Source organism: Massilia oculi (assembly GCF_003143515.1).
GTDB classification, from domain to species: domain Bacteria; phylum Pseudomonadota; class Gammaproteobacteria; order Burkholderiales; family Burkholderiaceae_D; genus Telluria; species Telluria oculi.
In genome coordinates this window covers 2,290,917-2,313,490 of record NZ_CP029343.1, presented here as the reverse complement: position 1 = coordinate 2,313,490, position 22,574 = coordinate 2,290,917, and the positions used below count along the sequence as shown (strand labels likewise).

At 66.7% G+C, this 22,574-nt stretch carries 16 protein-coding genes and 2 pseudogenes; 10 read left to right on the top strand and 8 right to left on the bottom strand.

The window, feature by feature from the left end:
* Window positions 1-21 precede the first annotated feature (21 nt).
* The 4 genes and pseudogenes from DIR46_RS10730 to DIR46_RS28050 all read left to right on the top strand — a co-directional run bounded on the left by DIR46_RS10730 (window position 22) and on the right by DIR46_RS28050 (window position 4,173).
* The gene (locus DIR46_RS10730) at window positions 22-1,233 is read left to right on the top strand and encodes a TIGR04063 family PEP-CTERM/XrtA system glycosyltransferase (protein ID WP_109345216.1); all 1,212 of its coding nucleotides are present in this window, start codon (window positions 22-24) and stop codon (window positions 1,231-1,233) included.
* A complete protein-coding gene (locus DIR46_RS10725) occupies window positions 1,233-2,405 on the top strand; it encodes a glycosyltransferase family 4 protein (protein WP_109345215.1) in 1,173 nt (390 codons plus the stop codon). Before DIR46_RS10730 ends, DIR46_RS10725 begins: the two co-directional genes overlap by 1 nt.
* A gap of 79 nt (window positions 2,406-2,484) precedes the next feature.
* Window positions 2,485-3,713: pseudogene (locus DIR46_RS10720) on the top strand (MGDG synthase family glycosyltransferase).
* Window positions 3,706-4,173, top strand: a complete 468-nt coding sequence (locus DIR46_RS28050) for a hypothetical protein (RefSeq protein WP_109345214.1) — start codon at window positions 3,706-3,708, stop codon at window positions 4,171-4,173. Before DIR46_RS10720 ends, DIR46_RS28050 begins: the two are co-directional and overlap by 8 nt.
* Window positions 4,174-4,267: 94 nt before the next feature.
* Here the strand turns inward: DIR46_RS28050 and DIR46_RS10710 are convergent, their stop codons facing one another.
* Entirely contained in the window at window positions 4,268-4,861 is a 594-nt protein-coding gene (locus DIR46_RS10710; RefSeq protein ID WP_229446566.1) for an HAD family hydrolase, read from the bottom strand.
* A 194-nt stretch (window positions 4,862-5,055) separates the two neighbouring features.
* Window positions 5,056-5,505, bottom strand: coding sequence for a carboxymuconolactone decarboxylase family protein (locus DIR46_RS10705; RefSeq protein WP_109345213.1), 450 nt, complete (start codon window positions 5,503-5,505; stop codon window positions 5,056-5,058).
* A 170-nt stretch (window positions 5,506-5,675) separates the two neighbouring features.
* Between DIR46_RS10705 and DIR46_RS10700 the strand changes: the two genes are divergently transcribed.
* A complete protein-coding gene (locus tag DIR46_RS10700) occupies window positions 5,676-6,329 on the top strand; it encodes a hypothetical protein (RefSeq protein ID WP_109345212.1) in 654 nt (217 codons plus the stop codon).
* A gap of 22 nt (window positions 6,330-6,351) precedes the next feature.
* Here DIR46_RS10700 and DIR46_RS10695 read toward each other — a convergent pair whose 3' ends face one another.
* The 4 genes and pseudogenes from DIR46_RS10695 to DIR46_RS10685 form a co-directional block, all read right to left on the bottom strand.
* Entirely contained in the window at window positions 6,352-7,272 is a 921-nt protein-coding gene (locus DIR46_RS10695) for a transglutaminase family protein (protein ID WP_229446565.1), read from the bottom strand.
* On the bottom strand, window positions 7,269-7,823 hold the full coding sequence (locus DIR46_RS27625; protein WP_282433188.1) for an alpha-E domain-containing protein: 555 nt from the start codon (window positions 7,821-7,823) through the stop codon (window positions 7,269-7,271). Before DIR46_RS27625 ends, DIR46_RS10695 begins: the two co-directional genes overlap by 4 nt.
* Entirely contained in the window at window positions 7,820-9,805 is a 1,986-nt protein-coding gene (locus DIR46_RS10690; RefSeq protein WP_282433187.1) for a circularly permuted type 2 ATP-grasp protein, read from the bottom strand. Before DIR46_RS10690 ends, DIR46_RS27625 begins: the two co-directional genes overlap by 4 nt.
* A gap of 37 nt (window positions 9,806-9,842) precedes the next feature.
* Window positions 9,843-13,150, bottom strand: a pseudogene (locus tag DIR46_RS10685) (transglutaminase family protein).
* Between the two features lie 163 nt (window positions 13,151-13,313).
* Between DIR46_RS10685 and DIR46_RS10680 the strand changes: the two are divergent.
* Together DIR46_RS10680 and DIR46_RS10675 are read left to right on the top strand one after the other, a co-directional pair.
* Window positions 13,314-14,726 carry a circularly permuted type 2 ATP-grasp protein gene (locus DIR46_RS10680; protein WP_109347988.1) on the top strand — a complete coding sequence of 471 codons (1,413 nt, stop codon included), beginning with the start codon at window positions 13,314-13,316 and terminating at the stop codon, window positions 14,724-14,726.
* A 1-nt stretch (window position 14,727) separates the two neighbouring features.
* Window positions 14,728-15,747 carry an alpha-E domain-containing protein gene (locus DIR46_RS10675; RefSeq protein WP_109345211.1) on the top strand — a complete coding sequence of 340 codons (1,020 nt, stop codon included), beginning with the start codon at window positions 14,728-14,730 and terminating at the stop codon, window positions 15,745-15,747.
* Window positions 15,748-15,823: 76 nt separating this feature from the next.
* On the opposite strand, the gene DIR46_RS10670 is transcribed toward DIR46_RS10675, so the two are convergent.
* Window positions 15,824-16,942: a zinc-binding metallopeptidase family protein gene (locus DIR46_RS10670; protein ID WP_109345210.1), complete on the bottom strand. Its 1,119-nt coding sequence runs from the start codon at window positions 16,940-16,942 to the stop codon at window positions 15,824-15,826.
* A gap of 351 nt (window positions 16,943-17,293) precedes the next feature.
* Between DIR46_RS10670 and DIR46_RS10665 the strand changes: the two genes are divergently transcribed.
* Window positions 17,294-18,823: a PKD domain-containing protein gene (locus DIR46_RS10665; protein WP_109345209.1), complete on the top strand. Its 1,530-nt coding sequence runs from the start codon at window positions 17,294-17,296 to the stop codon at window positions 18,821-18,823.
* Window positions 18,824-18,830: 7 nt separating this feature from the next.
* Here the strand turns inward: DIR46_RS10665 and DIR46_RS10660 are convergent, their stop codons facing one another.
* On the bottom strand, window positions 18,831-20,636 hold the full coding sequence (locus DIR46_RS10660; protein ID WP_109345208.1) for a DUF885 domain-containing protein: 1,806 nt from the start codon (window positions 20,634-20,636) through the stop codon (window positions 18,831-18,833).
* 147 nt (window positions 20,637-20,783) lie between these two features.
* Between DIR46_RS10660 and DIR46_RS10655 the strand changes: the two genes are divergently transcribed.
* Together DIR46_RS10655 and DIR46_RS10650 are read left to right on the top strand one after the other, a co-directional pair.
* On the top strand, window positions 20,784-21,908 hold the full coding sequence (locus tag DIR46_RS10655) for a toxic anion resistance protein (RefSeq protein WP_109345207.1): 1,125 nt from the start codon (window positions 20,784-20,786) through the stop codon (window positions 21,906-21,908).
* Window positions 21,909-21,935: 27 nt separating this feature from the next.
* The gene (locus DIR46_RS10650) at window positions 21,936-22,523 is read left to right on the top strand and encodes a TerD family protein (RefSeq protein WP_109345206.1); all 588 of its coding nucleotides are present in this window, start codon (window positions 21,936-21,938) and stop codon (window positions 22,521-22,523) included.
* Window positions 22,524-22,574 lie beyond the last annotated feature (51 nt).

The window sequence follows — 22,574 nt, the reverse complement described above, 5'->3', positions numbered from 1 at the left end:
CGCTCGTCAAAGGATTCCGTCATGCGTGTTCTCCACGTCCTGGATCATTCGATTCCGCTGCACAGCGGCTACACCTTCCGCACCCGATCGATCCTGCGCGAACAGCGCGCGCTGGGCTGGGAGACCTTCCACGTGACGGGCTCCAAGCAGAACTCGGGCGATATGCGCGAGGAAACGGTGGACGGCCTGCATTTCTACCGCACCCCGGTCGTCGCCAGCGCATTGGCCAGGCTGCCGGTGCTGAACCAGAAGCAGGTGATCGACGGCCTGGTGCGCCGCCTGTCCGAGATCATTCCGCAGATCAAGCCGGACGTGCTGCATGCCCACTCGCCGTCGCTCAATGCGATCGCGGCGCTCAGGGCCGGCAAGAAGTTCGGCATTCCCGTCGTGTATGAAGTACGCGCCTTCTGGGAGGACGCCGCAGTCGACCACGGCACGTCGACCGAGGGCGGCCTGCGCTACCGCCTGACCCGCGCGCTGGAAACCCATGCGCTCAAGCAGGCCGATGCCGTCACCACCATCTGCGAAGGCCTGCGCCGCGACATCGTGGCGCGCGGCATCCCGGCCGACAAGATCACGGTGATCCCGAACGCCGTCGACATCGACAAGTTCGCCGTCGGCGGCGTGGCCGACCAGGACCTCAAGACCAGGCTCGGCCTGCAAGGCGCGCGCCTGATCGGCTTCATCGGCTCGTTCTATGCCTACGAGGGCCTGGACATCCTGCTGCGCGCGGTGCCGGCCTTGACCGCCGAGCGGCCCGACCTGCGCGTGCTGCTGGTCGGCGGCGGCCCCGAGGATGCGCGCCTGCGCCAGCTGGCCAAGGACCTGGACATCGTCGACAAGGTGGTGTTCACGGGCCGCGTGCCGCACGAGCAGGTGCAGATGTATTACGACCTGCTGGACGTGCTGGTCTATCCGCGCCTGTCGATGCGCCTAACCGACCTGGTCACGCCGCTCAAGCCGCTCGAGGCGATGGCCCAGGGCCGGGTGCTGGCGGCGTCCGACGTGGGCGGCCACAAGGAGCTGATCGTCGACGGCAAGACCGGCGTGCTGTTCAAGGCCGACGATCCGCAGGCGCTGGCCGTCAAGGTCGGCGCCCTGATCGACGCCCAGGCCGACTGGCCGGCGCTGCGCGCGGCCGGCCGCCAGTTCGTGGAGAGCGAGCGCAACTGGAAAGCCAGCGTGGGCCGCTACAAGAGCATCTACGGCCGCCTGACCGGAGCCGCGGCCTGATGAAGATCCTGACGTTCAGCACGCTGTTCCCCAACAGCGAAAAGCCGGGCCACGGCATCTTTGTGGAAACCCGGCTGCGTCACCTGGTCGCCAGCGGCCAGGTCGAGGCGCGCGTGGTGGCGCCTGCGCCGTGGTTCCCCTCGCAGAATCCGCGCTTCGGCCAGTATGCGCGCCAGGCCAGGGTGCCGCGCCGCGAAGTACGCCACGGCATCCAGGTCGAGCATCCGCCCTACCTGGTGGTGCCGAAGATCGGCATGAACGTGGCGCCGGCGCTGCTGTTCCAGTCGGCCAAGGGCACGATCGCGCGCATGATCGACGAAGGCTACGATTTCGACCTGATCGATGCCCATTATTTTTATCCGGACGGCGTGGCGGCGGCCATGCTGGCGCGCTACTTCAACAAGCCCTTCGTGATCACGGCGCGCGGTTCGGACATCACGCTGTTCCCGAAATTCCCGCTGCCGCGCAAGATGATCCACTGGGCCGCCAGCCGCGCCGACGGCATCATCACGGTCGCCAATGCGCTGCGCGACGAGGTGATCAAGCTGGGCATCGATCCGGCGCGCGTCGTTTCTCTGCGCAATGGCGTCGACCTGCAGCTGTTCCGCCCGCCGGAGCGGCGCGAAGAAACACCGTTCACCCTGATCACGGTCGGCCACCTGGTGCCGGTCAAGGCCCAGGAATTGAGCATCGGCGCCTTGCCCATGTTGCCGGGCGTGCGCCTGGTGATCGCCGGCGAAGGCCCGAACCGGGGCATGCTCGAGCATCTCGTGCGCGAGCTGAAACTGGAAGACCGCGTCACCTTCCTGGGCGCCGTCTCGCAGCAGGAGTTGCGCGTCCAGTACGGCAAGGCCGATGCGATGGTGCTGTCGTCCAGCCGCGAAGGCTGGGCCAATGTGCTGCTCGAATCGATGGCCTGCGGCACCCCCGTGGTGGCCAGCCGCGTGTATGGCACGCCCGAAGTGGTGGCGGCGCCGGAGGCGGGTGTGCTGATGAACGAGCGTACCTCCGAGGGCGTGGCCGAAGGCGTCAAGCGCCTGCGCGCCAACTACCCCGACCGCGCCGCCGTGCGCCGTTATGCCGAAGGCTTCAGCTGGGACGACACCACCGCCGGCCAGCTGCGCCTGTTCCGCTCCATCCTCAAGCAGGGCGAATCGCTGGCCCTGGCGTAATCGTGCACCCCGCCGTCATGGGCGGGTCATATTTCGCGATTACATTCGCCTGCATACCGTGACCCGGGAGGGCGTGTGCATGAGGCAGGGCGATTTTCAACAAGGCATTGCTGGGAAAAAAATCCTCTTGCTCAGCGTGCCCGCCGGCGCCGGCCATACCCGGGTCGCCGAGGCCATCCGTTCTCGCGCAGTCGCCGACTACGGCGACGTCAAGGTGATCCACCTGGACGCGATGGCCTTCGCCGCGCCGCGCCTGCGCAAGGTCTATACCGACTTCTATCTGCTCCTGATCGGCCGCATGCCGGGGCTGTGGCGCCACGTGTACCGGCTGACCGACGAGGCCAATCCGAATGGCTGGTTCAACCGCCTGCGGCGCTGGGTCGAGCGGCGCGATTGCCGCCTGCTGGCCGACGAGATCGCCGCGCTGGCGCCGGACGCCATCGTTTGCACGCACTTCCAGCCGGCCGAGATCGTGTCGCAGCACATCGCGGCCGGCAAGCTGGCCTGTCCGGTCTGGGTGCAGGTGACCGACTTCGACCTGCACCGCATGTGGCTCCATCCGCACGTCGCCGGCTACTTCGCCGCCAACGACGAGGTGGCGTTCCGCATGCGCGAGCAGGGTGTCCCGGCGCATGCGGTCCACGTGGCCGGCATTCCGACCATGCCGGCGTTTTCGACGCGGCTCGAGCGTGAAGAGTGCGCCCGCGAGCTCGGCCTTGATCCCGCGCTGACGACCTTGTTGCTAATGGGCGGCGGCGCCGGGCTGGGCGGCTTGAGCCGGGTGGCGGAAAAACTCCTGAGCATCCCCGGCGACTTCCAGCTGATCGCCCTGGCCGGCAGGAACGCCGCCGAGCTGGCGGCCCTGCAGCGCCTGGCGGTGCGCTATCCGGGCCGGCTGGCGCCGCAAGGTTTCACCGACCGGGTCGAGCGCCTGATGGCCTGCGCCGACCTGGTGGTGACCAAGCCGGGCGGCGCCACCAGCGCCGAATGCCTGGCGATGGGGCTGCCGATGATCGTGAATGCGCCGATCCCGGGGCAGGAAGAACACAACGCGAACTACCTGCTCGAGCAGGGGCGGCGCTCAAGGCTTCCGACCTGTCCACCCTCGAATACCGGGTGCGCCACCTGCTGGCGCATCCCGAACAGCTGCAGGCCATGGCCGCCCGTGCGCGGGCGCTGGGCCGGCCGCACGCCGCCATGCAGGTGCTGGAAACCGTGCTGGGGCAGTCGGCACCGCAGCGCGAACCGCAGTGTGAGCCGCAGTGTAAACCGCAGTGTAATCGTCTATGTGAAGAGGCTTATGGTTGAATTGTCGGATGGAGGCAGGGTCGTATCGATGGTGGGTGCGGTACTGGTGGCGGCCTACCTGTTCGCGCGGGTGGAGGTGGAAATCGAAGGCGAGGCCGGGTGGGCGGCGAACCTGCCGACCTGGCGCATCGAGCAGCATCCGCTGCTGGACATCTTCATGGGCGGGCGCGCGCTGACCGGCTACCACCTGTGGATGTTCGCCTTCATCGGCCTGATCTTCCACTTCCCGCTGTTCTTCATGGGGCAGTGGTCGTGGCAGCTCGAAGCGAGCGTGGCGGCCTCGATCATGCTGTTCTGGATCGTCGAGGACTACCTGTGGTTCGTCATCAATCCGGCCTTCGGCTGGCGCCGCTTCAAGCAGGAACTCGTGCCCTGGCATAAGCACTGGGCCTTCGGCGCGCCGGTCGACTATTGGATATTCGGCGCCATCAGCCTGCTGCTGTTCTGGTACGGCGCCTGAGCCAGCACGCCCAGGTCGAGCGCGTGCCGGATCCGGCAGCACAGCTCGGCCGAGCTGCGCGAGATCAGCTCGTGCGGGATCTCGAATTTGGTTGTCAGCCGGTCGTGGCATTCGAAGCCGTAGGAGACCATGAACGGGTGCATGCCGGTGCTGACCGCCGCCATGAAGTCCTTGTGCTCGTCGCCGCAGATGAAGGCCCGCGCCGGGTTGACGCCGAACTGTTCGCGCGTGGCGCGAAACTGCGCGGTCTTGGTGTCCTTGAGGGGATGTGGACCAGGAAGTCGAGTTCGGCGATGTCGATGTCGTGGCGCAGGAACAGCTGGCGCAGGGTTTCCAGCGGTTCGATCGTGACGTTGCGCGTGACGATGCCGACCGTGATGTCGGGCGCGGCGATCAGCTCGCGGATCAGGTCGGCGATGCCGTCGTAGAGCCGGGCTTCCTGCCGGTAGATGCCGGTGAGGGTGTCGATCAGCTGGGCGCGGCTGTTCTTGCGCAGGTTCTTGCGGATGATCGACGGGAATTCCTTCAGCCCGCCCATGTACTTGAGCAGCTTGTGCCGCTTCTGGAACCGGGTCTCGTCGCCGATCACCAGGCCGTGGTGGGCGAATGCCGCTTCGATGGCGGAGAAGGCATCGATGGTGGTGCCGTCCGCATCGAGGATCAAGAGCTTCTTGTCGCTTTTGTACATGATGTCCGCGCACCCGGGTAGCGTTGGCCGGTCCGGCGTGAACACATGCCGGAGCTCACTTTTGGCCATCATCCGCCTGCGTCATGACAGGCGTGTGACAAAACGGCGGATGTCCGCCGTTTGCGATGCGCGACGTGCGGATGCAGGCTTGCATGAGGTTTTCAGGATACAGCCTCATGCAAGCCTGCTCGCGGCTAGGCTTTGGCGGCCGGCTTCAGGCGGAAGCTCACGCCCATGCGATTGAAGGCGTTCATGGCGGCGATGGCGATCGTCAGGTCGACCAGGTCCCTGGAATCGAACGCTTTCGAGGCCGCTGCATAGGCTTCGTCGGAGGCATGGGTTTCGCTGACCCGGGTGACTTCCTCGGCCCAGGCCAGCGCCGCCCGCTCCTGGTCCGAGAACAGGTAGGCCGCTTCGTGCCAGACCGGGACCAGCACCAGCTTGTCGACCGACATGCCTTCCTTGATCAGGTCGCGCGAGTGCAGGTCGATGCAGTGCGCGCAGCCGTTGATCTGCGAGACGCGCAGGAAGACGAGGTGGATCAGTTGGGAAGGAAGATTGGTGTTCTTCGTGACGTAGTGATGGACGCCGCCCAGGGCTTTGGCGCCTTCGGGCGAGGCCTGGAACCAGTTTTCGCGATTCATATGTCTTGTTTCCTCAGGTTGAACGAGTCGATGCCGGCGAACGGGCCGGCTGCCTGGTAGACGAGCGAGCTGGCGGTCGTGTGACATCGCGGGCAAAAAATCAATCGGCCGAGGCGTATCTTCTTGAACCGGTACACTGTCTTGTATCGATGACAATTGCCAGGGCCAGGATGCGCTATATGGATTTCAGTTCATGGCAAGGCGCGATGACGACAATCATCGGGCTTGCCGTCTTTACCTTGCTGGGCGTGGGCATCCGCATCCTCATGATGCAGACCATCCAGCAGCGGCGCGAGCGCATGAACCGCCAGATCAACGAGCGCCTGAAAACCCTGATCGCCGCTTATCGCACCCTGGGCGGCTCGTTCACCGGGCAGCTGACGGTCGATCCGACGCATTTGCGCGACCTGCGCGAGCGAACCCAGTCGGGCGACGAGGGTCTGGGCGAAGGAATGGCGAGCTCGGACCGCTCGCGCCGCATCCGCGACGCGGTCGAAGCCGCGCTGGCGGACATCTTGCTGCTCGGCACTGAAGCGCATTGCCGGCTGGCGGCGCAGGCGGCGGCCGACCTGGCGGCGGGGCGGCCCATTCATACCGCGGAGCTGGTCGTCAGCCTGCGCACTTTCATCCGCGCGGCGCTCGATCTCGATCCGATGCCGGGCGAGGTGATGATTCCATTACAGGGGCCGACGCGCACGCAGGGCGGCGGCGGTCGTGCGAAAGGCGAGGGCGGCGGCGGTGGAAACCGGGGCGGCGCCGGCATGGACGGCGGCGGCGGGGGCATGCCCATCCCGTCAGGGCTTGGGCACAAGGACGCCTCTTAGAGCAAGGGCAACGGCGTCACCGTCACCTGGACGTCGAGCTCCTGCTTGCCGCCCCGAGCACGATGCCGCGCAGCGGGGTCACGTCGCTGAAGTCGCGCCCCCAGCCCAGCGTGATGTGTTCATGCTGCACCAGGCAGCGGTTGGTCGGATCGAAGTCGACCCAGCCCAATGCCGGGCAGAACACCGACACCCAGGCGTGCGAAGCGTCGGCGCCGACCAGGCGCGGCTTGCCTGCGGGCGGGTGGGTCAGGATGTAGCCGCTCACGTAGCGCGCCGGCAGGCCGATGCTGCGCAGGCAGCCGATCATCAGCTGGGCGAAGTCCTGGCACACGCCGCGCCGGCCGCGCAGCACCTGGTCGAGCGGGGTCGAGATATCGGTCGCCTTGGCATCGAATTCGAAGTCGTCGAAGATCCTGTACGTCAGGTCCAGCGCCGCATCGAGCTGCGGCCGGCCCGGGGTGTAGCTGGCGCGGGCATAGGCTTCGAGCTCGGGGAAGCTGGCGACGTGCGGCGAGGCGTACAGATAGCGGCAGGCTTCCAGGGTGGCGGCGCTTTTCTCCTTGCCCATCATGTCGCGCACGCATTCCCACGGCAGGGTCCCGGCGATCTGGGCCAGCGTGTGGCGCGCGCGCAGCGAGACCGTCGATTCGGCGTGCACCAGCAGGCTGTCATGCGGCACGGTCAGCGCCACGTGGCGGGTCAGGTTGCCAAAGTAGTCGACACCGTCCCTGCCGTCGTTGACGACCGGATCGAGCCAGATCAGGTGCGACTCGGTCTGCTGGCAGGGGAAGGAGCGCGGTGTCAGGTGCAGGTATTGCTGCGACAGGGTGACCGGGCTGCTGTAGGTGTAGCGCGTTTCGTGCACCACGCGATAGCGCGCGCAGGCTGCGGCGCCTGCCGGTGGATTGGTGATGGACTGCGCGAACATGGACTGCGCGATCATGTGCTGCGGTTCCTTTGGCGGCCGTTGTCGGTATAGCTGAAAAATTGCACGCTGATCTGCTCGGACAGGGCCGCACTGGTGCGCCCGATCCGGTCCAGCAGGCCGCCGAGCAAGGGATTGCCCTGCTTCAGGTCGGTGTCCGGGGCGAGCGCGAGCAGTTCCTTTTTCAAGGGCGCCAGCATATGCGTGCCGCAGGGACCATGGGTTTGCTCGATCTTGCCCAGCGTGCCCAGGATGCCGTTGAGCTGGAAGACGATCGAGCGCGGATTGGTCTCGTCGAGCAGCAGCAGGTCGAGCACCGGCAGCCATTCGGGCTGGGCCCGGTAGCGGGCCCGGTAGGTGATGATACTGTCGGAGAGTTCCAGCAGCCATTCGAGGTTGCCGCCCCCGTTCATGGCGAGCGCGCGCTGCAGCACCACGCTCTGGAATTGCAGGCGCTCCAGGCGGCGTCCGATCGACATGAAACGCCAGCCGAGATCGCGCGTCATGCCATCGAAGGCGAAGCCGGCCAGCGTCATCAGCGCGGCGGCGGCATCGTCGAGGATCGTCATGACCCCGACTGCGACGGCCGCGCGCCGGTGGCGGCGGGCTGCACCATCCGGTTCAGTGCCCGCCAGTTGTCGACCGAGAAGCGTTCGTGCAGCTGCCCGGCAAGCCGGTGCAACTGCTGCTGCTGCCGCGCCAGGCCAGGGACCGCGGGCGAGACGACCGCCGTCAGCAGGGCCGACTCGATCTCGGCATCGGTAAAGATGGGGCCGGTCTGACTCGCGCCTGGCGTGGCCGGTCTTTTCCCTTCGTCGAGCAAGCCGAACCAGATGCACAAGGCCTCGACGGTCGGCCATTCCGCGCCGCGCTGGTCGAAACGGACGTTGAACAGGAAGTCGAGCGCGACCCGCAGCAGGCGGCAGATATTGTCGGTGCGTTCCGCATGGCGTCCGAACCACAGCAGGTTTTCCGCCACACGGCTCGACAGGTTGGTGTCTTCGCGCACCAGGTCGCGGCCCGAGATGCTGCGCTGCTGCAGGCGGTGCACTTCGGCCCTGGCGCGCGCCTGGACCCAGGTGTCCTTGCTGGCCCCGCCCATCTGCATCGTCAGCACCCGCGCATCGGGCCCGGTGGCCACCCGGGTCAGGCCGCCCGGCATCACCACATAGCCGTTCGGCGTGGCGCAGGCAAACACCCGCAGGCCGATGGCGCGCGCCTGCAGGCCGGGGGCCGCGCCGTCCTTCCACACCGGCGCCTGCGACAGCCGCACCAGTTCCTGGGCGATGTAATGACTGGGATTGGCGCGCAGCCGGGCGATGAAGGCCGCGCGCGCGGCGCCGTCCAGGTCCTGGCCGAACACGGCCGCCTGGGGCAGTTGCGAGAAACTGGGCTTGATCACCAGCCGGTCGAGCCTGGCGATCACGGTTTCCAGCGCCGCCTCTTCGCCGCACCACCAGGTGGCCACCGACGGCATCTTGAGGGGCTCGCCCAGCAGGCGCTTGGACAGCGCCGGCAAGTAGCCGAGCAGCGCGCCCGATTCGAGCAGGCTCGAGCCGAGGCTGTTGGCGACCAGCACGTTGCCGCGCATGGCGGCCTGGGTCAGGCCGGCCACGCCCAGCAATGAGCTTTGCAGTTCGAGCGGGTCGCACGATTCGTCGTCGACCCGGCGCATGATCACGTGCACCCGGTGCAGGCCGGCCAGGGTCTTCAGGTAGACCACGCCGTCGCGTACCGTCAGGTCGCCGCCTTCGACGAGCGGCAGGCCGAGATAGCGGGCCAGGTAGGCCTGCTCGTAGTAGCTGGCGGTGCGCGGGCCCGGCGTCAGGAGCACGATCAGCGGCGCTTCGCCCTCGCGCAGCGCCGCCGGCGCGTCGCCGCCGGCGGCGCACAGGCGGCCCCAGTGCGCCAGGCTCTCGTGCATGGTGCGGAAGAACCGGGACAGGGGCTGCACCTTGAGCTCGCGCAGCAGGTCGGGGAAGGTGGGGGCGATGATGGCGCGGTTTTCGAGCGCATAGCCGGCGCCGAACGGCGCCTGGGTGCGGTCGGCCACGACCCACCAGCGGCCGTCGGGGGCGCGCGCCAGGTCGACCGCGTAGAAGTGCAGGGCGACGTCGTCGTGATGGCGCATCCCGTGGCAGGGCCGCAGGAAGCCGGCATGGCCATGGATCAGCGCAGGCGGCAGCAGGCCTTCGCTCAGCATCTCCTCCTTGCCGTAGACGTCGCCCAGGATCTTGTTGAGCAGGGTGGCGCGCTGGATCACGGCCGCCTCGATGCCGCTCCATTCCTCGTGCGGCAGGATCAGCGGCAGCACGTTCAGGTCCCACTGCCGTTGCTGGCCATGGGCGTCGGCGGCCACGTTGTAGCTCACGCCGTTTTCGCGCACCTGGCGCTGCACCATCTCCTGGCGCTGGCGCATCATGGCGGGCGCCTCGTGCGCCAGGTTGTCCAGCAGCGCACGCCAGTGCGCGCGCGGCGCCTTGGCCGCGTCGAGCATTTCGTCGAAACTGTCCGGCGCGGCCAGGTAATGGGCAAGTAGTTGATTCGGCATCGAAGCTGCTGATTACGGGTGGTACAAAGACGCTAGGTTAGCTTGCCTGCCAGCGTAAATCCAGTGTCATGGGGAAGCCAGGATTGCGTGGCTCCTGGCGCACCGTCATCGGGCCCGGGGTATGGCCATGCGGCCAGAAGCGCGCGAAACGGCGCGCCTCGGCGGCATTGGCATTGACCGGCGCCCCCGTTTCGTTGCGCCCGCCCGGATGCACCACGTGGTAGGTGCAGCCGCCGATCGCGCGCCCGCTCCAGGTGTCGACCAGGTCGAACACGAGCGGCGCCTGGACCCGGATGCTCGGATGCAGGGCCGACCACGGACTCCAGGCGCGAAAACGCACGCCGGCCACATATTCTCCCGGCACGCCGGTCGGGTGCAGCGGCAGCATGCGGCCGTTGCAGGCCACCACGTGGCGGCCATCGGTCAGTCCGCGCACCAGCAACTGCATGCGTTCGACCGACGAATCGACGTAGCGCGCGGTGCCGCCGGCCGCGACTTCCTCGCCCAGCACGTTCCACGGCTCGATCGCCTGGCGCAGCTCCATCTCGACACCCTCGTAGACGACGGCGCCGAAGCGCGGGAAGCGGAATTCGACGAACGGCTCGAACCAGTGGTCTTCGAAGGCATAGCCGGCCGCGCGCAGGTCGCGCGCGACGTCGCGGATATCCTGGGCGACGAAATGCGGCAGCATCCAGCGGTCGTGCAGCGCGGTGCCCCAGTGCACCAGCCGGGCCTGGCAGGGCTCGCGCCAGAAGCGCGCCACCAGGGCCCGCAGCAGCAGCATTTGCAGCAGGCTCATGCGCTCGTGCGGCGGCATCTCGAAGGCGCGCAATTCCACCAGGCCCAGGCGGCCGGTGGGGCCGTCCGGCGAATACAGCTTGTCGATCGAAAATTCGGCGCGGTGCGTATTGCCGGTCAGGTCGACCAGCAGGTTGCGCAGCAGGCGGTCGACCATCCACGGCTTGTCGCCCGGCTGCAGCGTCGGCAGGACCTTGTCCATTTGCTGGAAGGCGATCGCCAGCTCGTACAGGTTGTCGTCGCGCGCCTCGTCCACGCGCGGCGCCTGGCTGGTCGGTCCGATGAAGGTGCCCGAAAACAGGTAAGAGAGCGCCGGGTGGATCTGCCAGTAGGTGACCAGGCTCTTGAGCAGGTCGGGACGGCGCAGCATCGGGCTGTCCTCGGCGCTGGCGCCGCCCAGCGTGGCGTGGTTGCCGCCGCCGGTGCCGGTGTGGCGGCCGTCGTGCATGAATTTCTCGGTGCCCAGGCGCGTGAGGCGCGCTTCCTGGTACAGGGTCGTCACATTGTGCACCAGCTCGTTCCACGAGGCGGCCGGATGGATATTGACTTCGATGACGCCAGGGTCTGGCGTGACGCTGAGCAGCTTGATGCGCGGGTCGCGCGGCGGCGCATAGCCTTCGATCCGCAGCTTCATCCCGAGCCTGGCGGCGGTGGCCTCGACCGCGCCGGCCAGCGCCAGGTAATCCTCGAGGCGCTGTTGCGGCGGCATGAAGACGTGCAGGCGGCCGGCGCGCACTTCGAGGCACAGCGCGGTGTGGATTACCTCGCGTGCGTCCGGCGCGGCCGGCTCGAAGGGAGCGGCAGGCTGGCCGGCACCACGGTCCGGCGCCGGCTGCACGGCATGGTGCGTGGCCACCAGGGCGCCGCGCGGGGCGAACGGGTCGACCTCGAAGCCGGGATCGCGCTCCCGCGGCGGCACCCATGGCAGCGTGGCCAGCGGCAGGCGCAGGCCGATCAGGGAGTCGCCCTCGAGCAGGTACAGGTGTTCGCGCCGCACCGGCCAGGCGGAGGTGCGCCAGCCGGCGCCGGGCGCGGCCTGCAGCGGCAGCACATGGCCGGCCACCTGGCCCAGGCCGCGTTCGAGCAGGCGCGCCAGCCGGCGCCGTTCCTCCGGCGCGTCGAGGTCTGCCCGCAGGGGATCGACGTTGGGCGGCAGCGCCTGCTCGCGCCGGGCCTGCAGCAGCACGTCTTCATAGGCGGGGATGGCGCTGCCGGCGGGCAGGCCGAGCGCATCGACCAGCGCGGCGGCGAAGCGGGCGGCGTGTTCGGGCCATAGCCGTCGTCGACGTGTTCTTCCGAGAACAGCCCGGGGTCGCGCCACAGCGGCTCGCCGTCGACGCGCCAGAAGATGTTCAGCGCCCAGCGCGGCAGCGGTTCGCCCGGATACCATTTGCCCTGGCCGTAGTGCAGCAGGCCGCCGGGTGCGAAATGATTCTTGAGCCGCTGCGCCAGCGTGCCGGCCAGCGCGCGTTTCCGGTCGCCGTGCGCCTGGGTATTCCACTCCGGCGCGTCCATGTCGTCGATCGAGACGAAGGTGGGCTCTCCGCCCTGGGTCAGGCGCACGTCCTGGGCCAGCAGGTCGGCGTCGACCTGCCGGCCCAGGCGGTCGATGGCCTGCCAGTCGGCGTCCGAATACGGCTTGGTCACGCGCGGGTCTTCATGGATGCGGGTGATCGTCATCTCGTGGACGAAGGTGAACTCGGCCTTGTCGCTGAAGCCCGTCACCGGCGCCGCCGACGAGGGCAGGGCCGTGCAGGCGAGCGGGATATGGCCTTCGCCGGCCAGCATGCCCGATGTCGGATCGAGCCCGATCCAGCCGGCGCCGGGGATGTACACCTCGGTCCACGCGTGCAGGTCGGTGAAGTCCTCGACAGGGCCGCTCGGACCGTCGAGCGCCTCCTGGTCGGCGCGCAGCTGGATCAGGTAGCCGGAGACGAAACGCGCCGCCAGCCCCATCGTGCGCAGGATCTGCACCAGCAGCCAGCCGCTGTCGCGGCAGGAGCCGGAGCGCTTTTCCAGCGTGTCTTCCGGCGTCTGCACGCCCGGTTCCATGCGCAGCAGATAGGCGATGTCGCGCTGCAGGCGTTGGTTGATCGCCACCAGGAAGTCGGTGGTATTCATCGGCTGCGCCAGCAGCTCGCGCCGGGCCGCCGCCACCCATGCCAGCAGCAGCGGACCGGCCGGCTCGGGCTGTGCATAGGCGCTCAGCTCCCCCTGCAACTGCTCCGGATAGGCAAAGGGAAAATGCTCCGCATATTGCTCGATGAAGAAATCGAAGGGATTGATGACGGTCATGTCGGCGACCAGGTCGACCGTGAACGCGAGCGTATCCGTTTTTTCCGGGAACACGAAACGGCCGATGTAATTCCCGTACGGATCTTGTTGCCAGTTGATGAAATGCTCTTGCGGCAAGACTGACAGCGAATACGACAGGATCGGCGTGCGCGCATGCGGCGCCGGTCGCAGGCGCACCTCATGCGGCGAGAGGGCGACTTGCCGGTCATAGCGGTAGCTTGTCTTGTGGTGCAGCGCGATCCGGATAGCCATGCGGGAATGCCTTTATAGGGGTGGTCACGAACGATACCAGCACATCGACATATATCTGTTTCAACTGTGCACAAGCATGATTCATACCCGCAATATAATTCTCTCGTGCGGCGCCGCCGAGCTGGCACGTTTCTTGATTGCACCTATGCCACTGGAGGATCCGATGCCGAACTTTTACGATGAAATGTATTCCGCTGCGGCAACAGCAAGGCCTCATTACGACGCGTTCGCGCGCTGGCTTGCGCTGCAGTCGCCGCAACTGATCGCGCAAAAGCGGGCCGAAGCCGAGCTGACCTTCCAGCGGGTAGGAATCACCTTCGCCGTCTACGGCGACAACGCCGGCAAGGAGCGGCTGATCCCATTCGACATCATCCCGCGCGTGATCGACGCCGCGGAATGGGCCAGGCTGCAGGCCGGCCTGGTGCAGCGGGTGACCGCGCTGAACCGCTTCCTGCACGATGTTTATCACGACCAGGATATCCTGAAGGCGGGCATCATCCCGCCCGAACAGATCCTGAACAATGCGCAATACCGGCCCGCCATGCAGGGCGTCAAGGTACCCTCGAATATCTATGCCCATATCGCCGGGGTCGACATCGTGCGCGCGGGCGAGGGCGAGTTCTACGTCCTGGAAGACAATCTGCGGGTGCCTTCCGGCGTGTCCTACATGCTGGAAAACCGCAAGATGATGATGCGGCTGTTCCCTGCGCTGTTCGCGAGCAACCGCGTGGCGCCGGTCGAGCATTATCCCGACCTGCTGCTCGACAACCTGCGCACCGTGGCGCCGGACGGGCCGCTCGACCCGACCGTGGTCGTGCTCACGCCCGGCATGCACAACTCGGCCTATTTCGAACACGCCTTCCTGGCCCAGCAGATGGGGGTGGCGCTGGTGCAGGGGCAAGACCTGTACGTCAGCGACGACACCGTCTATATGCGCACCACGCGCGGGCCGAAGCAGGTCGACGTCATCTATCGCCGCATCGACGACGACTACCTCGATCCACGCGCCTTCCGCCCCGAGTCCACCCTGGGCGTGCCGGGCCTGCTCGACGCGGTGCGAGCCGGGCGGGTCGGCCTGGCCAATGCCATCGGCACCGGGGTGGCCGACGACAAGTCGATCTATCCCTATGTGCCGGACATGATCGAATTCTACCTGGGCGAGAAGCCGATCCTGAACAACGTGCCGACCTACCAGTGCAGGAAGAAAGAAGATCTCGCGTACACCCTGTCCCGGCTGCCCGAGCTGGTGGTGAAGGAGGTGCACGGCGCCGGCGGCTACGGCATGCTGGTCGGGCCGGCCTCGACCCACGCCGAGATCGAGGCCTTCCGGGAGCGCCTGGTGGCGAACCCGGACGGCTATATCGCCCAGCCCACGCTGGCCTTGTCGGCTTGCCCGACCTATGTCGAATCGGGCATCGCGCCGCGCCACATCGACCTGCGTCCCTTCGTCCTGTCGGGCAAGACCGTCTCGATGGTGCCGGGCGGCCTGACCCGGGTGGCGCTGCAGGAAGGTTCGCTGGTGGTCAATTCGTCGCAGGGCGGCGGCACCAAGGACACCTGGATTTTGGAGAACTAGCATGTTGAGCCGCACCGCAGACCATTTGTTCTGGATGGCCCGCTACACCGAGCGGGCCGAAAACACGGCCCGCATGCTCGATGTCCGGGTCCAGTATTCGCTGATGCCGCAGTCGGCGCAGGCCGAGCAGCAGGGCTGGCGCAGCATGCTGGGCGTGTCCGAGCTGGAGGCGCAGTTCGAGGCCAAGTACCCCGCGCTCACGCAAACGAACGTGATCGACTTCATGGTCCGCGATCCGGACAACCCGTCATCGATCACCAGCTGCCTGCGCGCGTCACGCGAGAACGCGCGCGCCGTGCGCGGCTCCCTGACCACCGAGGTATGGGAAACCGAGAACACGACCTGGCTGATGCTGCAGCAGCATCTCAACAAGCGCACTTTCGAGCACGATCCCGCCCAGTTCCTGGAATGGGTCAAGTACCGCTCGCACCTGTCGCGCGGCGTCACGCTCGGCACCATGCTCCAGGACGAGGCGTTCAACTTCATCCGCCTCGGCACCTTCCTGGAACGGGCCGACAACACGGCGCGCATCCTCGACGTCAAGTTCAGGTTCGGGGCCCATGACGCGGTCCAGGCCGGGACCCAGGCGGAGTTCTACCAGCTTGCGGCGCTGCTGCGCTCGGTGTCCGCCTTCGAGACCTACCGCAAGGTCTACCGGGACGCCATCACCTCGAAGCGGGTGGCCGAACTATTGATCCTGCAAGAGAAAATGCCGCGCTCGCTGGTGGCGTGCATCGGCGCGGTGGTGGACAACCTGAAGGACGTGCGTAACGCGCATTCGCAAGACACCGAGCGCCTGGCCATGGAACTGTACGCCATGCTGCAGTCGGCCCCGATCGGCGACATTCTCGAAGAAGGCTTGCACGCCTTCCTGACCCGCTTCCTGGCGTCGGTCGACGCGCTGGGCAATGGCATCAGCCGCGATTTCCTGATCCCGATCGAGCCGGCGCCTTCCGAACAGCGACAGACGCTCTCCCAGACGCAGACCCTGGGCGGGATGACGCAGACCCAGACGGCATGACGGGGCGCACCGGCGTGGCGCGCGCCGCACCGTTTTGAGGAAAGCGGCGGCGCGGGCTTCATGACGGTGCGTCGGCTCAGGCGCCCGGCGTGGCAGGCGCCGGCGTCGCGGCCGGCCTGACTGGCGCCTTCGCTTGCTTGATCTGGGCGCGCACGACCCGGTGCACGAAGTGCAGCTTTTCCAGTACCGGTGGGCTGAGCGTGAACGGATAGGAGTCCGGCATCCCGATGCTGCGATTCAGGCTGTTGAGCACATAAGTCAGCGCGAACCAGTCGCTCAGGGTATCGTCGAACGCGTCCGTCCTGGTCGGCAAGGTGATGCCGTCGAGCGCAGGCTCGTCGGCCTTGCGCGGCTTGAGCTGCAGGCCGCAGGCGTGCGCCGTTTCCAGCGTATCGATCATGTGGAGGTAGTGGGCCCAGGTCTCGGCCCAGTCTTCCCACGGATGCGAGCTGGCATAGCTGCTCACGAAACGCTCCGCCCAGTCTTGCACCGGCCCGTTCTCATAGTGACGCTTCAGGCTCTCGCCGTAATCCTGGCGCTCGTCGCCGAACAGGGCGCGGTACTCGTCGATCCACGGGCTGCCGGCCACCAGGCGGTCGAAATAGTAATGGCCGCTTTCGTGGCGAAAATGACCCAGCAGCGTGCGATAGCGCTCGTGCATCTGCTCGCGCGTGCGTTCGCGCTCGGCCGGATCGGCTTCGGCAATGTTCAGGGTGATCACGCCGTTGGCATGGCCGGTCATCACGCACTGGTCAGTCATGCCGTCTTCCAGGAACTGGAATGCGAGGCCGGTCTCCGGCTCGGCTTCCTTCGACGCCGGGGTCAGGTTCAGCGTCGCCAGCGAAAACAGCAGGCGGCGCTTGGCCGCTTCGAGTCGCGCCCACAGGATGCGGTTTTTCTCGGACGTCAGCGCCGGGATGACCACGGTCAGCTGGCACGAGGCGCACAAATCGTGCGGGTCATCCGCAGGCAGCATCCAGTTGCAGACATCGTGCTGAACATAATTGCTGCATTGTTTGTAGACCTTGCCGGCGTCGGTGCGGTTCAGGCTGCGCCACAGGCCGTCCTCGGTCTGCTCGAAGCTGTTGACGCTGCGCGTGGCCGGCTGGTAGCCGAGCGTGCTGTTGCAGTTGAAGCAGAGGGTGTTTTCAAAAAATATCTGTTGTGAGCACTTGTCGCAGTGAAAGGTTTTCATGGCAGAAAGAAGAGTGGGCTGACGGTCGTATTCGGTATGAATAATCTAACAGCAAAACCGAATCCGGCAGGCACGTGTCGGACGACGCCGTATATCGCGGTCATACCGTCCGACGCGCTTGCGTGATTCGCGCGCGTCGACGTGAGTCTACGAAATGGAAGTAACGTGGAGGAATAGGGCTGGAGAATCGAGAACATTTGGCGGCGGTCGAGACTGTTGTTCCAGCACAAACGGCGGCGCAACTGCGAACTGCGACATACCGTGCGCCTTGCGTGCAGCGCATGATTGAGCGCGCTCCCCAACGCCGACCATGGCGACGGGCCCGACGTTCCACTTTTAACGGAGACATGCATGCGTATCGCTCGAAGAAACGATGTGTCGACCGGCAGCCCGATATCGGGGCTGTCCCGCCTGGTCTTGCTGGTGGCCGCGATGTGGACATCCGCCGCGACGCTTGCGCAGCCGGCGTCTGGCGAAGCGGATGGAAAACACGGCGCGCAGCGCACCAGCTACCGTGTGATCAATCTCGGCCCCGGCACGATCGCGACCTACCCCGACATCAACGCCGCCGGCCAGGTGGCTTTCTCGATGGTGAACGGTGGACGCACGACGGGTTTCTTCTTCGATGGAGCAACTGCAAAAGACATCGGCTCGCTGGGCGGCGGCATCACGTATGCGAACGACCTGAACGAGGCCGGCCAGATCGCCGGCACGTCGGTCAACGAACGGGGCGTCGAGAACGCCTTCGTCTGGAGCGCGGGTGGCGGCATGCTCGACATCCGCGCCGAGCCGGGGCGGGGCCGTTCGTATGGCTGGGCCATCAACAACCGCGGCGTCGTCACCGGCTCGTTCGGCGACCCGGCGCGTCCGTTCCGCTGGAGCCATGCGGGCGGGGTGGAAGACCTGGGCGTCACGCCGGCCTTCCAGCAACCTTCCGGCCGCGTCCTCAATGACGCCGGCCTGATCGCCGGCGTGACCACGATCGACGACGAATTCACGCGCGTGTTCGCCTGGACGCGCGCGAGCGGCCTGGTCGACATCGACACGCTGGGCAGCGTCGAGTCGTCGCCCGTGGCCGTCGGCGCCGGGGGCGAGGTGGCGGGCAACCGTCTGGCCTCCTGGGACGATGGCGGCGATCGTCCCTTCCTGTGGACGCGCGCCACCGGCATGGTCGACCTCGGGATCGGCCCCGGCACCGCGGCCTGGGTCAATGCGATGACGCCAGGCCTGCACATCGCGGGCGGCATCGGTTTTGCCGACGGACGCCAGCGCGCGATGTCGTGGACGCGGCGCGGCGGGATGCGCGAACTCGGCACCTTGGGAGGGAGGACCTCGGTCGCGCGCGGCGTCAATGCCAAGGGGCAGATCGTCGGCTTTGCCGAGGACACGGCCGGCGCCATGCGCGCCTTTGTCTGGAGCGCCGGAGGCGGCATGCTGGACCTGAACCGGCTGCTGCGCCGCGCGCCGCCGACGCTGGTGCTCGAACATGCGATGGCGATCAACGAGCGGGGCGAGATCGTGGCCAGCTCGAATGCCGGACTGGTATTACTCAGGCCGGATCAGGGACGCCATGGTGAACGCAAAAGCGGACACACGGTCGGCCCGATCGTCGCGCCACGCACGATCGGGGTCGGCGCGCCGCTGCAGGCGTCGGTGTCCTTCGTGCATGGCGACCGGGTCGGCACGCGCGGTGTGGATTGGTCGTGGGGAGATGGCAGCGGCGGGGCGGCGCGCCGGATCGACGAGCGCGGCGGCGTCGGTACTGCTCGCGCCAGCCACGGTTTCTCGGCGCCGGGGAACTATACGGTGACGGCCACGGTGGTCGGCCGGGATGGCCGTCGCACCGTGGTCAGCCAGGAGGTGGAAGTGACTGCGCCGTAGGCGGGAGTCAGCCCTTCTTCTGGGCCGCGATCCAGCGGTCGGTCGCCGCCTCGAGCACGTCGAGCGGCACCGCGCCGTGCGACAGCACCTCGTTATGGAAGGCGCGCAGGTCGAAGTCCTTGCCCAGGGTCTTCTCGGCGCGCGTACGCAGTTCGCGCAGCTTCAGTTCGCCGATCTTGTAGCTGAGTGCCTGGCCCGGAATCGCGATATAGCGTTCCACCTCCTGCACCGCCGTCACCTCGTTCTGCGGCACGTTGTCCATGAAGTAGGCGATCGCCTGCTCACGCGTCCAGCCTTTCGCGTGGATGCCGGTATCGACCACCAGGCGCACGCCGCGCCAGATCTCGGCGGTCAGGCGGCCCACCCACTGCCATGGATCGTCGTACATGCCGATCTCCTGGCCCAGCATTTCGCTGTACAGGCCCCAGCCTTCCGAGAAGGCGGTGCTGCCGCCGAAGCGGCGGAAGGCCGGCAGGCCGGTCGTTTCCTGCGCCAGGCTGCGCTCGAAGTGGTGGCCGGGAATGGCTTCGTGCAGGAAGAAGGCGGTGGTCGTGAAGTTGGTGCGGGTCTCGGGCTTGTAGGCGTTGAAGTAGAACACGCCGGGACGCTTGCCGTCGACCGAGCCGCGCTGGTAGGAGGCCGGGGCCGCGCTCACTTCGCGGAAGGCTTCCACCGGACGGATCTCGAACGGCGCCTTCGGCACGCGCGCGAACAGCTGGTCGACCTTGGCCTCGACGCGCGGACGCATCGCCTCGTAGGCCGCCTGGATGTCTTCGCGCGACTTGAAGCGCAGCTCGGGCGCGGTGTTGAGGTGAGCGAAGAATTCCTTCAGCGTGCCCTTGAAGCCGACCTTGGTCTTGGCTTCCTCGAACTGCGCGCGGATGCGCGCGACTTCGCTCAGGCCGATCTCGTGGATCTGTTCCGGCGTGAGGTCGGTCGTGGTCGAACGGCGCGCCAGGAAGGCATACCACTCCTTGCCGCCGGGAAGAGCGCCGATGCCGGCCGTGTCGCGGCCCGCCGGCAGGTAAGTATCGCGCATGAAGGCCAGCAGCTTGCGGTTGGCCGGCGCCAGCTGTTCGCGCACCATCTTGCCGTAGGCCTCAGTCAGGCGCGCCTTGTCGGCAGCGCTGAAGGATTCCGGGAATTTCCTGGTCGGCCCCATATAGGTGCTGGTGTCGAGATTGTCGCTGCCGACGTTCTCGAGCTGCGGCAGCACGCGCTGGATCAGCGCCTTCGGCATCACGATGCCCTGCTTGATGCCGGTGCGCATATTGGCGATGCTGTCGTCGACAGCCGGCGCGTAGCCGGCGGCGCGCTTGAGCCAGTTCTCGTAGTCCTGCACGGTCTGGAATGGCTGCGTCGAGGCCCCGGAACCCAGTTGGGCCATCAGCAGATGCAGGCCGGAGAACTGATCGACCGGCACCAGGTCGGACGGGAAGCGCAGGCCGTCCAGGTCTTGCTGCAGGCGGTAGCGCAGCAGGTCATAGCTGATGCGGTCTTCCGACTGCAGCGGCGCCGGATCGAACTTGTCGCTGCTGGCGAGGTATTTTTCGGCCAGCGCGCGGGTCTGCTTGCGGCTCTCGGCCGACGAGGTCGGACCGAAGCGGTCGTTGTAGCGATGGTCGCCATTGAAGGTGGCGGCGATCGGGTTTTCGCGCAGGTAGTCTTCCCAGTAGTCGCTATATAACTGGTTCATCTTTTCCGGCGTGGCCGGCGTCTTGACTTGGGCGACGGCGGGGAGGGCGGCGAACAGCGCGGTGCACAGCACGGTGCGCAGCGCAGTGCGCAGGGTAGGGGGGAGCGAGCGGGTCATGTCTTCTCTGGGTGGTCAGGGCAATGCAAGAATAGCATGATGGCCCAGGTGCAATACAACAGGGAGATGGCTCGCCGCAGAAACCCTTGCAGCCCGATTGTCCGGTGGTAAGCTATTGATGTTGTCATACCAACCCAGAGGGATTCCATGAAACCGCTGTTCTCCTCCGAAGACGAAGCGAAGGCCGCATCGACGACCCCCGTGACGCCTGCCGCCGGTCTGCCGCCCCTGCTGGATCCGGCCCTGACGCCGGACGCGCTGCCGGCGTTGCGGCCAGAGGCGGGAGCAAAGCCGGCGATCCCCGTCGATCTCACCGGCATCGACGACAAGGCCATCGAGACCCTGGGCAGCGCGGCCGGGCCGGGTGTGGCGAAGGTGTCGGCCAAGCTGCTGGGCACCGTGCGCGCCTCGGACGCCGACGTGTTCGGCACGCAGCTGAACGAACTGATCGCCACCTCGAAGGGACTGGATCCGGCCAAGCTCAAATCGGGCGGCCTGCTGTCGCGCGTGTCGAACATGTTCGGCTCGGTCAAGGAAAAGATGCTGTCGCAATACCAGGTGGTCGAATCGCGCATGGACACCCTGGTGTCCGAGATGACGCGCCATGCGAACGTGCACCGGGCGCGCATCCACGATTTCGACGAGATGTACAAGGGGCTCGAGGTCTACTATCAGGGCCTGGACGCCGACGTGAAGAAGGGCGAAGCCTGGGCCGACCGGCTGCGCCAGGCGGTCGCCCAGCAAGCCGCGGCGGCCAATGCCTTCGAGGCGCAGCAGGCGACCGAACTGCGGCGCCGTCTCGAGCGTCTCGAAAAACGCATCGACGACCTGCGCCGCGCGATGCTGATGGCCACGCAGATGGTGCCGCAGATCCGCCTGTCGCAAGACAATGCGCGCGCCTTGACGGACACCTTCACGGACATCGTCAATGTGTCGATCCCGGCCTGGCGCAATGTGTTCTCGCTCTACCTGCTGCAGCTGGAAGCCAAGCAGAGCGCGGCGGTCGCCAATGCCGCCTACGACGCCACCGACGCGGCCTTCCGCGCCCAGGCCGATATGCTGCTGGAAAATACCGAGACGGTCGCGCGCGCCAAGCAGCGCTCGATCGTCAGTCTTGAAACCGCGCAGCACGTGCAGACGCAGCTGGTGACCGCGTTCGACAAGCTCGAGCAGATCTCGAACGAAGGCCAGCAGCGCCGCCGCGACGAGCTGCCGAAACTGCAGGCGCTGGAACAGGAGCTGATCGCCAGGTTCTCGCCAGGCGCGGCGTAATTTCAACTCACACTACAAGGAAAGCTCATGTCGACGACGCTCCAGACTGGCCACCGCATCAACCTCGAAAAATCCGCACCGGGTTTGAAGCGCGTGCGGATCGGCCTCGGATGGAAGGTCAATGCGGCCGAGGGCCATGCCTTCGATCTCGACTCGTCGGTGTTCCTGTGCCGGAAGGACGCGGACGACCATCCGGTCATGATCAGCAACGCCCACTTCGTCTACTACAACCACACGACCTCGCCCGATGGCGCGGTGGTGCACTCGGGCGACAACCGCACCGGCGACAAGGATGGCGACGATGAGGTGATCACCGTCGACCTGGCCAAGGTCGACGCGGCGGTGATGGAAATGCCGATCGTGGTCACCATCCACGAGGCCGAGGCGCGCAAGCAGAACTTCGGCGCCGTCTCCGGCGCCTATGTGAAGGTGTACAACGACGAGACCGGCGAGACCATCGCGGAATACAACCTGAACGAAGACTATTCGGACAAGACCGCGCTGCAATTCGGTTCGCTGTACCGCAGGGATGGCGAGTGGCGTTTCCAGGCCGTTGGCGCGGGGTTCAAGCTGAACCTGGCGACGTTCATTCGCAAGCTCGGCGGTACAGTCTGAGCAGCGGGTCCGAGCACTGCCACACGCATCTTTATCAGGCGCTGAAGGCTG

Excerpts from the sequence above, each read along its gene's own strand:
- DIR46_RS10730 (WP_109345216.1), top strand. The coding sequence starts at position 22 with ATGCGTGTTCTCCACGTCCTGGATCATTCGATTCCGCTGCACAGCGGC.
- DIR46_RS10725 (WP_109345215.1), top strand. The coding sequence starts at position 1,233 with ATGAAGATCCTGACGTTCAGCACGCTGTTCCCCAACAGCGAAAAGCCG.
- DIR46_RS28050 (WP_109345214.1), top strand. The coding sequence starts at position 3,706 with ATGGTTGAATTGTCGGATGGAGGCAGGGTCGTATCGATGGTGGGTGCG.
- DIR46_RS10710 (WP_229446566.1), bottom strand. The coding sequence starts at position 4,861 with ATGTACAAAAGCGACAAGAAGCTCTTGATCCTCGATGCGGACGGCACC.
- DIR46_RS10705 (WP_109345213.1), bottom strand. The coding sequence starts at position 5,505 with ATGAATCGCGAAAACTGGTTCCAGGCCTCGCCCGAAGGCGCCAAAGCC.
- DIR46_RS10700 (WP_109345212.1), top strand. The coding sequence starts at position 5,676 with ATGCGCTATATGGATTTCAGTTCATGGCAAGGCGCGATGACGACAATC.
- DIR46_RS10695 (WP_229446565.1), bottom strand. The coding sequence starts at position 7,272 with ATGATCGCGCAGTCCATGTTCGCGCAGTCCATCACCAATCCACCGGCA.
- DIR46_RS27625 (WP_282433188.1), bottom strand. The coding sequence starts at position 7,823 with ATGACGATCCTCGACGATGCCGCCGCCGCGCTGATGACGCTGGCCGGC.
- DIR46_RS10690 (WP_282433187.1), bottom strand. The coding sequence starts at position 9,805 with ATGCCGAATCAACTACTTGCCCATTACCTGGCCGCGCCGGACAGTTTC.
- DIR46_RS10680 (WP_109347988.1), top strand. The coding sequence starts at position 13,314 with ATGCCGAACTTTTACGATGAAATGTATTCCGCTGCGGCAACAGCAAGG.
- DIR46_RS10675 (WP_109345211.1), top strand. The coding sequence starts at position 14,728 with ATGTTGAGCCGCACCGCAGACCATTTGTTCTGGATGGCCCGCTACACC.
- DIR46_RS10670 (WP_109345210.1), bottom strand. The coding sequence starts at position 16,942 with ATGAAAACCTTTCACTGCGACAAGTGCTCACAACAGATATTTTTTGAA.
- DIR46_RS10665 (WP_109345209.1), top strand. The coding sequence starts at position 17,294 with ATGCGTATCGCTCGAAGAAACGATGTGTCGACCGGCAGCCCGATATCG.
- DIR46_RS10660 (WP_109345208.1), bottom strand. The coding sequence starts at position 20,636 with ATGACCCGCTCGCTCCCCCCTACCCTGCGCACTGCGCTGCGCACCGTG.
- DIR46_RS10655 (WP_109345207.1), top strand. The coding sequence starts at position 20,784 with ATGAAACCGCTGTTCTCCTCCGAAGACGAAGCGAAGGCCGCATCGACG.
- DIR46_RS10650 (WP_109345206.1), top strand. The coding sequence starts at position 21,936 with ATGTCGACGACGCTCCAGACTGGCCACCGCATCAACCTCGAAAAATCC.